Origin of the sequence: Nocardiopsis codii (genome assembly GCF_036327455.1) — a bacterium.
GTDB lineage: Bacteria > Actinomycetota > Actinomycetes > Streptosporangiales > Streptosporangiaceae > Nocardiopsis > Nocardiopsis codii.
On sequence record NZ_JAUZMY010000064.1, the window covers coordinates 1 to 12,839 of the forward strand.

The window sequence follows — 12,839 nt, forward strand, 5'->3', positions numbered from 1 at the left end:
CCGGCCCGCCCCCACCTGGGGCGAACCCCGCCCCGCCTGCGAGGGCTGCGGCTACAGCACCTGGTGCTCGGGCGGGCGCACCGCCGCCCGCCACCTGTCCCTGGTCGCCGGACTGCGCACCGACCAGGCCGCCAAACTCACCGACGCCGGACTGGGAACCATCGACGCCCTGGCCGGTGCCGACGACGACCAGCGCCCCGCCACCCTGCCCCGCCGCTCCTTCGACCAGCTGCGCGCCCAGGCCGCCCTCCAGGTCCGCCAGGACACCACCCGCACCCCCCACAACCCGCAGGGCACCGTCACCGCCGAGGTGTTCTCACCCGACGGCCTGGCAAGCCTGCCCGCCCCCAGCCCCGGCGACGTGTTCTTCGACATGGAGGGCTACCCCTACCACTCGCGCGACGGCGGCCGCGGCCTGGAGTACCTGTTCGGCGCCACCACCGAGGACGAGAACGGCACCGAGACCTTCCACACCTACTGGGCCCACGACCGCGCCCAGGAGAAGAAGGCCCTGGAGGACTTCGTCGACTTCGCCTGCGCCCGCATCGACGCCGACGAGAACGCCCACGTCTACCACTACGCCTCCTACGAGGTGGACCGCCTCAAACACCTCAGCTCGGAGTTCGCCACCCGGGAGGAGGAGGTCAACCGGCTCCTGCGCGAGAACCGGCTCGTCGACCTGTACACCGTCGTCCGCAAGAGCCTGCGCGTGTCCCAGCGCTCCTACTCCATCAAGTACCTCGAACCCCTCTACCTGGGCGCCGCCCGCTCCGGCGACGTCACCACCGCCACCTCCAGCATCGACGCCTACGCCGCCTACCTGTCGGCCGCCGAACACGGCGACCACGACCGCGCCGCCCGGGTGCTCGCCGACATCGGCGCCTACAACCGCGACGACTGCCACTCCACCGCCCGCCTGCGCGACTGGCTGGAGGACCACCGCGTCCGGCAGGGCATCACCGACCGGCCCCTGATCCAGTTCGAACTCACCGAGGCCGAGGCCGAACGCGCCCGCAAACGCGCCGAGAAGCAGGCCCGCCACGCCTCCCTGACCGAACCCCTCCTGGCGGACCTGCCCGCCACCCACGAGGAGCGCCGCGAGGAGGACCACACCCGCGCCTCCCTGGCCGCCCTGGTCGGCTACTACCAGCGCGAGAACCTCCCGCCCTGGCGCGAGCACTACCGCCGCACCAGCGCCCCCCTGACCGACCTGGAGGCCGACACCGACTGCGCCGTCCCCTGGCAGGTCCACACGGGGGAGTGGGCCGAACCCACCGGCCGCCAGCGCAAGGCCCGCCGCGAACTGTCGATGCGACTGGACACCGCCCACCCCCACCCCTTCACCACCGGCCAGGACGTCCACCTGCTCTACCCCGGCGCCCCGGGACAACCGGCCACCGCAGCCCCCGCCACGATCTCCGCCGCCGACGCCGACACGCTCACCGTCACCGAGACCAGCGACCCCGACAGCACCCACACCCGCCCGCCCGTCGCGGTCCTGCCCGGCTCCCCGGTCAACCCCCAGCCCAAGGACGGCGCCCTGGAATCGGTCGCCCGCACCGCCGTCACCTCCCTGCCCGCCTGGCCCCACCACCCCGGCCTGGACGTGCTGCGCCGCGTCCCGCCCCGCCTGAGCACCCGCGGCCCCCTGCCCGACCCCGCCGAGCACGACGGCGACCTCATCGCCGCCACCATCGCCGCCGTGGACCGCCTCGACGGCTCCTACCTGGCCGTCCAGGGCCCGCCCGGCGCGGGAAAGACCTACCTCGCCGCCCAGCTCATCACCCACCTGGCCCGCCAGGGCCGCAACGTGGGCGTGTGCTCCACCAGCCACAAAGCCGTCGAGAACGTCATGGGCGCCGCCCTGCGCGCCGCCGAACACGCCGGCGTCACCCTGGCCGCCGCCAAACGCGCCAAGGGCCGCGGCAAGGACGCCGTCGACCCCGACCTGCCCTGGGACCAGCCCACCAGCCCCCAGGCCCTGATGGGCTGGCGCGCCAAGCGCACCGCCGACAACCAGCCCGTCCTGATCGGCGGCACCGCCTGGGCCCTGTCCAACGCCGCGATGATCGCCGACCCCCTGGACGTGCTCATCATCGACGAGGCAGGACAGTTCGCCCTGGCCGACACCCTGGCCGTGTCCGCCGCCGCCCACAACCTCGTCCTGCTCGGCGACCCCCAGCAACTGCCCCAGGTCGTCCAGGGCACCCACGGGGAAGGGGCCGACGCCTCCGCCCTGCAACACCTGATGGCCGGACGCCAGATCATCGACCCCACCCGCGGCTACTTCCTGGACCAGACCCGCCGCATGCACCCCGACGTGTGCGCCACCGTCTCCGCCCTGTCCTACCAGGGCCGCCTGCACGCCCACCCCTCCACCACCGAACGCGCCCTGTCCACCCTCGCCCCGGGCGTCTACACCCACCCCGTCACCCACCACGGCCGCACCACCCACAGCCCCGAGGAGGTCGAGGCCGTCGTCGCGATCGCCACCCGCCTGGTCGAGGACAAGCTCACCCCCGGCCACGGCCAGCCACCACGACCCCTCACCGGCGAGGACATCCTCGTCGTGGCCCCCTACAACCTCCAGGTGCGCGCCCTGCGCCGCGCCCTGGCCTCCGCCGCCCGCACCCACCCCGCACTGGAAGGGGTGCGGGTGGGCACCGTCGACCGCTTCCAGGGCCAGGAGGCCGCCGCCGTCATCTGCTCGATGACCACCTCCAACGCCGCCGAGACCAGCCGAGGCACCGCGTTCGTCCTGGACCGCAACCGCCTCAACGTCGCCCTCTCCCGGGCCCAGCTCCTGGCCGCCGTGGTCCACTCGCCCGACCTGCTCACCACCGCCCCGCGCAGCATCGACGAACTGCGCCTGCTCGCCTCCTTCACCGGCCTGGTCGACGGCGCCCGCCCCTGGAGCCCCACCCCCTGACACACGTCCCACAGGTTTCGGACACCCCCCAGGTGGAGTACGTTTTACACAGCACCGCACTCGACCCGGCGCGCTAGCCCGCGCCCGGGCGGATGCGGGCCGCCTCCGACGGACCGAACCCACCCCGCGCCCCCGGGCCCGGGCATGCCCCCATCCGTCGACGCCCCGGCCCGCCACCCCGTTCCCGAAAGGCACCACGGCCCCCGTGTCTGACCGTCCCTCCGCCCCCGGCGGTGGCCGCAACACCAGCCACCCCACCGGCATCCGCGTCGTCGTCGTCATCCTCGCCCTGATCGCCCTGGTGTTGGGGCCCGTGGGCTACCTGATGGGCGTTGACGCCCACTCCCACGCCGGATCGGCGGCCGAGTGGTTCACCCTCGCCTTCGGCGCCGCCGTCGGCATCCCCCTGCTGGCCGCAGCGGTCGCCACCGTCGCCGGGGACCGCAGGGCCGCCCTGTGGGCGCTGGCCCTGCTCGTGTGGCCCGTGGTGTTCGTGTTGGCCATCCACCTGACCTCCCTGGGCGGGTAGGCTCCACCTTCCCGGCCGTGCCCGCGACGACCCCGGGCCGGCACGGCGACCAGCGAACCACCCCACCAAGGACAGGCGCGTGTCACCCAAGAAACGCAAACGCCGCAAGGACCGGAGCCCCGGCACCGCCCCCGCCGCCGCGGCGAGGACGGACCAGGACCCCGACCGGGCACCGGAGCGCACCACGGGCAGGATCAGCCGCACCCCGGTGGTCATCGCCGACCCGCCCGACCGCAGGATCACCCTGCTGTGGGTGCTGCTCACCCTCGCGTGGATCCTGGGCACCTTCCTGGCCCTGGCGAACCTGCTGTTCGTGGCCATGGACCTCCAGAACGCCGCCCTGGCCGTGGAGGACCCCACCGCCCCGCTGCCGCCGGACATGATGGACTCGGTCGGCAACGCCCTGGTGTGGGTCCTGGTCTTCGCACTGCTCGTCCCGGCGGGCGGCGCCGTCACCGCCCTGGTGCTGCGCCGCAGGATCGCCGCGATCGGGTTCACGACCGCCCTGGTCGTCTCGGCCGTCCCCCTGCTGTGGGTCATGCCGCCCGCCGAGCTGTGGGACGCCCTGCGCGCCCACTTCGGCGGCTGAGCCGTGGCCGCCGGCGTACCGCCCCCGCGCGCGGGGCCCGCCGCGCGGCGCTGACAGCGCCCCGCAGCACACGAGCCCCCGCCCTCACGCCCCCGTGCGTCGCGGTGCCCCCGCACCCGCGCCTGGGCCATCATGGATAACCGTGAACACACCCCACACCTCCGAGGACCAGCCGGAACCGACCGCCGAGGTCGCCCTGCCCCCGACCGTGCGCGCCCGCCTGGACCGGGTCACCCACAGCGTCCTGGTGGACACCCGCGCCCTGGCCCGGGTCCGTGAGCGCTTCGACGCCGAACAGGCCCAGGCCCTGGGCCGGTACCTGGCCAGCGCCCAGTCGCCCAACACGCTGCGCGCGTACCGCACCGACTGGACCTCCTTCACCGCCTGGTGCCTGGCCGAACACCGCCAGTCGCTCCCGGCCGACCCGGTCGACGTGGCCGTCTACCTGGCCGCCTGCGCCCAGGCCCGCACCGACGACGGCACCGGGTGGGCGCTGGCCCCCTCCAGCATCGAACGGCGCTCCGCGGCCATCGCCGCCGTCCACGGCGCCCACGGCCTGGAGACGCCCACCCGCGCCGAGGTGGTGCGGATGACGCTGCGCGGCATCCGCCGCACCCGCAAGAGCCGTCCGCGCCGCAAGGACCCGGTGGTGCTCTCCACCCTGGAGGCCCTGCTGGCGGTGCGCCCCGCCGACGGCTTCCCCGGAGGCGTGTCCCGGCGCAGGGACACGGTGCTGCTGCTGACCGGGTTCGCCGGGGCGCTGCGCCGCACCGAGCTGGCCTCGCTCACCTTCGACGACGTGGCGGTGCGCACCGACGCCTCCTCCGGCATCCCGGCGCTGGTGGTCCGGCTGGGCTCGACCAAGACCGACCAGGAGGGCCGCCACGGCCAGGTCGTGGCGCTGCCCCGGGGCCGCCACCGGCACACCTGCCCGGTGTGCGCGCTGGCCGACTGGTCCCAGGTGCTGGAGGCCCACCGCGACGGCGGGTCGAAGGCGGTGCGCGCCCTGGTGGAGGGGTCGGTCGCGGTCGCCTCGCCCGCGCACCGCTGCCAGGGCTGGCGGGGCACCTCCCTGGCCGACGGGTCCGAGCGCCCGCTGCTGCCCGCGGTCACCCAGCACGGCCGGGTGGGGGAGCGGCCGATGTCGGGGCGGGCGGTGGGCGAGGTGGTCAAACGCTACGCCGAGCGGGCCGGGCTGGACCCCGACGACTTCGGCGGACACTCCCTGCGGGCGGGGTTCGCCACCCAGGCCGCCCTGGGCGGCGCCACCGACCGGGAGATCATGCGCCAGGGCCGGTGGACCAACCCGCGCACCGTGCACGACTACATCCGTACCGCCAACCCGCTGGAGGACAATGCGGTCACCCGCCTGGGGCTGTGACCCCTTCGGGGGGCTCGTGTCCCCGGCATCTCAAATCATCAACAAACCCACCAGCAGCACATGAAATCACCCGTTAAAGTGCGATCCTTCCCTGATGAGACATTAGGTTGGTTGCGTAAGAAAGGGGACGGACCCATGGTCGACGAGTTTCGCAGGGCGTTCCAGCAACTGATCGACGCCTCAGTCGCCACGGACCCCCGCCACTTCCCACCGGCAGTGCACTCGGTCTACGTACTCGCCTCCCAGATCCCCGCCTCCGAGCGCGAACTCGCCCTGGAGGCACTCGCCCCCCTCCTCTCCGGGGACCACGCCGCCCCCGGCATCATCGCCGACCTGTCCGTGGTCGCCGGAGCCCTCGTCGAGATGGGCACCGACCCCGGCCCCACCGCCCCCGAAGTCCTCACCCGCCTGCGCACCATGGGCAAGGGCGCCATCGTCTTCATCCGCGCCTGGGAACGCACCGGCGGCGGCCCCCCGCCCGACCCCGACGCCGTCACCGCCGACGCCGAGGCACGCGTGGCCACCGAACTCGGCCCCGACGCCCCCAACGCCACCATGTGCTGGTGGACCATCCGCCGCCACGGCCTGGCCGCCCGCACCATGCTCGGCGAGGCCACCGTCCGCGCCCTGGTACGCCGCAACCCCTCCCTGCACGCCGAACTCGCCGCCATCGCCAACCAGCTCAGCGAACTGCTCACCGAGTTCGACGAGGTCCGCGCCCTGCTGCGCATGTCCGAGGCCACCAGCGCCCTGGTCATGGACCGCCACTCCCAGCGCGCCTTCCGCGTCCTCTTCGACGGCATCGGCGACAACTTCCAACTCCACACCCTGCTCGCCGACGCCCTCGTCGGCCCCGGCGGCCGGGGCCTGGCCGGAGACCCGCCCGACCCCCGCTGGATCGCCGCCTTCCGCGACTCACCCTCCGACCCCGCAGCCCAGACCGTGCGCGGCTGGTGGAACCTGGTCGCCCACGACGGCACCTGGGTCTGGAACGAGGGCGTGCCCGCGGAGATCCCCACCGTCGACGGCGAACCCGTCCTGGTCCTGGACGAACAGCCCTACCCCCGCTCCTGGAACGCCGGACGGCGCCACCCCCAGGTCCGCGGCTGGCTGGAGGTGGAGTCGGAGCTGACGCGGGAGGAGGCCACCCTGTGGTGGAAGCGCGTCGCCCCGGCCGAACCCGCCATCCCCACCGACGACGAGGGCGACCACACGCCCATCCCCGAACCCGTCCTGGCGGTGGAGGAACCCGAGCCCGGCCGCGTGCGCGGTTTCCTGGCGGAGGAGCCCACCGCACCCGAGCCCGTTCCCGCACCTGACCCCGCACCCGTGCACGAGCCCTGGACCGAACCCTTCCCGGTGCCGCCCGAGCCCGCCCCGGCCCCACCCGCACCCCAGGCCCCGGAACAGCACCACCCGCGCAACCCCGAACCGCCGACGGATCCCGCACCCCCGCCCGCACCCTCCGACGCCCCACCGCGGACCGGCACACCCGGCACCGGGTTCCTGCCGCCCCTGCCGCCCGGGGTGTCCAAGAGCGCCAACTGGGGACCCACCTGGCGCTGAACCCGCACGCGAGCCCTGCGGGACGAGCGGGCCGGGCGGGTCGGGCCCCACACGCCCGGCCGCGGAGGCCGCACGGGGCCTGACCGGCCCGTGGGGGTCATCGGAGTGGCCGCCCCGGGGGCGGCGGGCAGACGGTCGGTTCCCCTCCGGGAGCGGGTCCCCCCCGGCCGCCACACGGCGCGGCCGGTGCTGCGCCGATCCGGGCGCCGACGGCAGCAGACCCCCGCCGGGCTCCCTGCGGCGAACACGCGCAGCTCCCCGGCGCCCCTGCGGGCCGCGGCGCGCCCTGCGCGGACGGCCCCGGGGAGCGCCCACCGGGGGAGGGGAGCCCCGGGGCCGCCGTCCCGGCCCGGTCGCACGGGGCGGACCCCCGGACGCTGCGGCCGGACCCGGACCCCGCCGGCGGGCGACCGGCGGATGTGCGGGGGACCGGGCCGCGGGGCCCGGCGCGGTCCTAGGCGCGGTGCCGGGGCGCGTGGGGGCCCGACGGCGCGGCCGCGCCCGGCGGGCGGACCTTGTCATCGTCCTCCTCGTAGAGCCCGTCGAAGTACACCTCCGCCTCGGAGGGGCCCTCCTCCTCACGGCGCCACCGCCCGCCCACGAACAGGGGGGCGAACAGCACGAGCGCGAGCGGGACGAACACGCCCAGCGGGAGCAGCGTCAGGGCGCCCTCGGCACCGGGCACCTCGGGCAGCCGCTCCAGCAGGTGCATCCGCAGCAGCGCCAGGCCGGTCAGCCCGCTCACGACCAGCGCCGCGCCGAAGGGCAGCATCGGTGTCAGCCGCGGGGGGACCGCGACCAGGGCCACCAGGACTCCGACGCCGACCAGGCCCGCGACAGCCACCGGACCGGAGCCCTGCAGGGCTCCCAGACCGGCCGTGTGCAGGCCGCGCAGGTGGGCGAACGCCCATCCGCAGACCAGGACCAGCACGAGGCCCAGGATCAGACCGGACAGGAAGCCGACGAAATGTCGCACGGGGGTGCTCCTCTCAGGGGTTGCGCAGCACCCTAGCGACAAAAATCAAGTTCGGCACCAAAGCACACAATTAACCGCATCTCGGACACCCGTGGTCCCGTGCGCCCCGCCCCGCCAGGCTGCACGAACACGAGCGACGACCACCCCGGACACGACCCCGCCCGCACACAGGCGCCCCCGGCCCGGAACCGCCTCCCCGGGCCGGACCCGACAGCGCGAACACCCCCGGCCCGCCACGGCCGCCCTCACCGCCCGCGACAGCGCCCCTGGCCCCCGTGAACCCGGCCGCCCCAGACGCAGACCTGACACCGCCGGAGGACCACCGGGGCGGCCGAACCGCACCGCCCGCCCCGGGAACACCCCCGGGCACCCCCGGCACGGACCCCGCACCGCGCGCTAACCGGCCCCGGGGACGCGCCTGAGCCCCTCCGCGCCGGGCCGGTCCCGCAACCCCAGCACCCGGTCCGAGGGAGTGGACCCCCACCGGCGCCGGAACACGTACGCCACCAGGGCCACCACCACCGAACCCACCGACGCCCACAGCGCCTGACGCTGCTCGGGAAGGACCACCATCGCCGCGAAGATCGTCACCAGACCCGCCAACACCACCCACGTCAGATACGGGAACGCCCACATCCGGAACGACAGGCGCTCCGGCTCGCGGCGGCGCACCCGCCCGCCCAACACCAACTGGGAGGCGCAGATCGTCAAAAACAGGATCAGCAGGATCGCACCGATCGACGCCACCAGGAACGGGAACACCTGCCCCGGCCACACGAAGTCGGCCACCGCGGCCGCATACCCCACCACCGTGCCCAACAGGATCGCCCGCACCGGCACACCCCGCCGGTTCACACCCCGCAGCACACGCGGTGCGTCCCCCTGCCGCGTCAGCGTGAACAGCATCCGCGAGGAGGTGTACATCGCCGCGTTCAACACGCTCAGCACCGCGATGAAGACCACCACCTCCATGATCAGCGCCGCACCCGGAACACCCACGCGCTCCATGACCGCCACGAACGGGCTCAACCCCGGGTCGACCGTGTTCCACGGCAGAACCATCACCACGACCACGATCGAGGCCACGTAGAACAACCCGATCCGCCACAGCACGTTCGTCACCGCCGAGGCCACACCCCGCTCCGGCTCCGCGCTCTCACCCGCCGCCACGGTGATGATCTCCACCCCGCCGAACGCGAACAGCACAACCACCGTGGCCGCCAACACCGCCACCCACCCCTGGGGGGCGAACCCGCCGTGCTCCCACAGGTTGGACACCCCCGACCCGTCCGACCCGCTCCACAACCCCAGCGCCCACAACCCGCCGATCAACAGGAACGCCACGATCGTGGCCACCTTGACCAGGGAGAAGAACGACTCGGTCTCCGCGAAGAAACGCACCGACACCAGGTTGGCGACCGTCATCGACAACAACACCAGCAACGCCAGCGCCCACCCGGGCACCCCCGGCACCCACTGGCCCAGGATCGCCGCACCGGCCACCGACTCCGCGGCCACCAGCACCGCGTACATCCACCAGTACACCCAGCCGATCGTGAACCCGGCCCAGGGCCCGAACGCCAACCGGGCGTAGTCGGAGAACGACCCCCCTGCGGGCACCGCCACCACCATCTCGCCCAGCGCACGCAGGGTGAGGAACACCAACGCGCCGGCCAGCACGTAGGACACCACCGCGGCCGGCCCCGCCATCTGGATCACCGACCCCGAACCGATGAACAACCCCGCACCCACCGACCCGCCGATCGCGATCAGCGCCATGTGGCGCCGTCTCAGCGAGTGCGCCAACCCGGCGCCAGGGGTCTCTGTCTTCTTGGCCGCCCCATCGGGCGGCGTCACACTGCTCGTCACCAACCCAACACTAAAAGCTCACACGCCCCAGGACGTGCACTGGCCCCACCCCACACACCCCCTGACCCCAGGAAACAGGGGCAGGGCCCCCACCCACCGGAGCACCCCGCACACCACCACCGGACCGAAACCCCGCCCGGCACCGGGGGAGAGCACCCCTCACCCCCCAGGGGGAGGCGCCACCCCACCCACCTGTGCCACGATCACCCACGTGCGCCACCTCACCACACCCCTGCGCCCGCTCACCAGCGCCCACACCTACCGCCGCTGGGCCCACCTCGTCATCGGCGGCGCACTCATGACGCCCTACGCCATGGCCGCCCTCGTCCTGGCCACCCTCCTCACCCACAACGGCCACTCCGCCGCACTCACCCACCCCACCCCCGCACCCACCTACACCCTGGCCACCGCCCTGGCCCTGGCCCTCGTCGCCGCCACCGCCCAGATCCCCGGCGTACGCAACGCCCAGATCCACCTCGCCCGCGCCCTGCTGCGCGGCCCCCTCACCCACCGCCCGGCCCCCACCACCACCTGGCGCAGCACCGCCCGCACCAGCACCTTCCTGTGCCTGCACATGCTCCTGGGCCTGACCGTGTGCCTGCTCACCATGACCGCCCTCACCGAAGCCGCCCTCCTCGCCGCAGCACCCCTGACCCCCGACCCCTACACCGCCTCCCAAGGCCCCCTCACCCTCACCCTCACCGGCCACGAACAGCTCACCCGCCCCCAACGCCTGGCCGGCCCCCTCCTGGGCCTGCTCCTGATCGCCGCACTCCTGTACACCACCGCCCTGGCCGGACACCTGCTCTCCCTGGCCGCACCCCGCCTGCTGGGACCCTCACCCACCGAACGCCTGGCCGCGGCCCAAGCCCACGCCGACACCCTCGCCGAACGCAACCGCCTGGCCCGCGAACTCCACGACTCCCTCGGCCACGCCCTGTCCGTGGTCACCCTCCAGGCCGCCACCGCCGCCCGCCTGATCGACACCGACCCCGCCTTCGCCCGCCAAGCTCTCACCCACATCGCCGACCAGGCCCGCACCGCCACCGCCGACCTCGACCACGCCCTGGGCGTCCTGCGCGAGGACACCACCGCCCCCCGCACCACACCACCCGACCTGACCCACCTTCCCCACCTGGCCCACGCCACCGAACACACCGGCACCGACCTGACCTACCACCTCACCGGAGACCCCGCCCGCGTCCCCTCCCTGCTCTCCCGCGAGACCTACCGCATCACCCAGGAAGCCCTTACCAACGCCCTGCGCCACGCACCCGCCCAACCCCTCACCGTCCACCTGGACACCACCCCCACCACCCTCACCCTCACCGTCACCAACCCCCTGCCGCCCACCCGCACCCGCCGCCGCACCAGCGGCGGACGCGGCATCACCGGCATGCGCGAACGCGCCCACCTGCTCGGCGGCACCCTCACCGCCGGCCCCCACGACCGCACCTGGCAGCTCACCCTGCACCTGACATGGAAAGAACAACCGTGATCGGCATCAACCTGGTCGACGACGAGGCCCTCATCCGCACCGGACTGGCCGCCCTCATCAACGCCGAACCCGACATGGAGGTCACCGGCCAGGCCGCCGACGGCGCCGACGTCCCCGACCTGGTCCGCCGCACCCGCCCCGACGTCGTACTGATGGACGTGCGCATGCCCCACCTGGACGGCATCCACGCCACCCGCACCCTGCACACCGCCCTGACCCGCCCGCCCCGCGTCATCGTCCTCACCACCTTCGACAACGACGACTACGTGTGGGCAGCCCTGCGCGCCGGAGCCGTCGGCTTCCTCCTCAAACGCACCCCGCCCGAGGACATCCTCGCCGCCGTGCGCATCGCCCACCGGGGCCAGACCCTGCTCTTCCCCACCGCCCTGCGCCACCTGGCCGCCGCCCAGCCCACCGCACCCACCCCCGCCGCCCGCAAGGTCGCCACCCTCACCGAACGCGAGTCCCAGACCCTCACCCTCATCGCCCAGGGGCTCACCAACGCCGAGATCGCCGACCACCTGTTCCTGGGGGTGCAGACCGTCAAGACACACGTGTCCAACATCCTCGCCAAACTCGGCGCCCGCGACCGCACCCAGGCCGTCATCGCCGCCTACGACTCCGGACTCATCCGCCCCGGCACCGGACGCTGACCCCGCGGCGCCCCCACACGAAACACCGACACACCCATCAGAGTGCAAACACAGAGTGACAATACTGCTACGTTCAGCTCTCACACGGCACCGGACGCGACAGCCACGGGGGAAGCATGCCAACCGCGTCAGCGATCGACATCGACCACATCAGCGGCCTGTACCGCACCCACCGCGACGACCTCGCCCGCGTACGCGACCAGATGCGCGCACACCTCCAGGCCGCCGAACCCCCCATGACCCCCCAACTCGACGACATCGAAGCCGAGATCACCTACCTGCTCCTACGCGAGCGCACCCCCGCCCACACCGTCGAGATCGGCACCTACTACGGGTGGTCCACCACCTGGATCCTGTCCGCCCTGCGCGACAACGGCACCGGCCACCTGTACTCCTTCGACATCATCGACCACGCCCCCCGACACGTCCCCCCACACCTGGCCCAGAACCGGTGGACCTTCACCAAGGGCGACGTCCGCGCCAAGATCGCCCACATCCCCTCCGACACCGACTACCTGTTCATCGACGCCGCCCACAACGGCTGGTTCGCCCGCTGGTACCTGCACCACCTGCTGCCCGCCCTGCCCTCCCACATCCCCGTCAGCGTCCACGACGTCTTCCACCAACGCCACGCCCTGCCCTTCACCGAAGGCGCCGTCGTCCTCAAATGGCTCGCCACCAACACCACCCCCTTCTTCACCGCCTCCAGCGCCCGCGCACCCCACACCCACCAGGCCCTGCGCGACCTCAAACGCGAACTCGACCTGGACGAACCCGTCTGCACCGGCCACCACAACCCCATGATCTACTTCCGGCTGCCCACCCTCCCCGGCCACAACCCCCACCCCC

General features: G+C 73.6%; 10 protein-coding genes. 8 read left to right on the forward strand and 2 right to left on the reverse strand.

The features are described 5' to 3' along the window. The 5 genes from Q8791_RS31420 to Q8791_RS31440 all read left to right on the forward strand — a co-directional run. Positions 1-2,929: TM0106 family RecB-like putative nuclease (locus tag Q8791_RS31420; protein WP_330095491.1), on the forward strand; the 2,929-nt coding region annotated here is incomplete at its 5' end. Between the two features lie 205 nt (positions 2,930-3,134). After that, a complete protein-coding gene (locus Q8791_RS31425; protein ID WP_330095492.1) occupies positions 3,135-3,458 on the forward strand; it encodes a hypothetical protein in 324 nt (107 codons plus the stop codon). A gap of 79 nt (positions 3,459-3,537) precedes the next feature. Beyond that, the gene (locus Q8791_RS31430) at positions 3,538-4,047 is read left to right on the forward strand and encodes a hypothetical protein (RefSeq protein WP_330095493.1); all 510 of its coding nucleotides are present in this window, start codon (positions 3,538-3,540) and stop codon (positions 4,045-4,047) included. Positions 4,048-4,183: 136 nt separating this feature from the next. Beyond that, positions 4,184-5,428, forward strand: coding sequence for a site-specific integrase (locus tag Q8791_RS31435; RefSeq protein ID WP_407942093.1), 1,245 nt, complete (start codon positions 4,184-4,186; stop codon positions 5,426-5,428). A gap of 135 nt (positions 5,429-5,563) precedes the next feature. Next, on the forward strand, positions 5,564-6,994 hold the full coding sequence (locus tag Q8791_RS31440; protein ID WP_330095495.1) for a hypothetical protein: 1,431 nt from the start codon (positions 5,564-5,566) through the stop codon (positions 6,992-6,994). A gap of 454 nt (positions 6,995-7,448) precedes the next feature. Here Q8791_RS31440 and Q8791_RS31445 read toward each other — a convergent pair whose 3' ends face one another. Together Q8791_RS31445 and Q8791_RS31450 are read right to left on the reverse strand one after the other, a co-directional pair. After that, positions 7,449-7,970 (reverse strand): hypothetical protein, encoded by a 522-nt coding sequence (locus tag Q8791_RS31445; protein ID WP_330095496.1) that lies wholly within the window; start codon positions 7,968-7,970, stop codon positions 7,449-7,451. Positions 7,971-8,366: 396 nt separating this feature from the next. After that, positions 8,367-9,749, reverse strand: coding sequence for an amino acid permease (locus Q8791_RS31450; protein WP_330095500.1), 1,383 nt, complete (start codon positions 9,747-9,749; stop codon positions 8,367-8,369). 301 nt (positions 9,750-10,050) lie between these two features. On the opposite strand from Q8791_RS31450, the gene Q8791_RS31455 reads away from it, so the two are divergent. The 3 genes from Q8791_RS31455 to Q8791_RS31465 form a co-directional block, all read left to right on the forward strand. Beyond that, on the forward strand, positions 10,051-11,337 hold the full coding sequence (locus Q8791_RS31455; RefSeq protein ID WP_330095497.1) for a sensor histidine kinase: 1,287 nt from the start codon (positions 10,051-10,053) through the stop codon (positions 11,335-11,337). After that, complete coding sequence (locus tag Q8791_RS31460; protein ID WP_330095498.1) at positions 11,334-11,990, forward strand: response regulator transcription factor; 657 nt, start codon at positions 11,334-11,336, stop codon at positions 11,988-11,990. Before Q8791_RS31455 ends, Q8791_RS31460 begins: the two co-directional genes overlap by 4 nt. A 116-nt stretch (positions 11,991-12,106) precedes the next feature. Beyond that, a partial coding sequence (locus Q8791_RS31465) for a class I SAM-dependent methyltransferase (protein ID WP_330095499.1) occupies positions 12,107-12,839 on the forward strand: 733 nt, incomplete at its 3' end.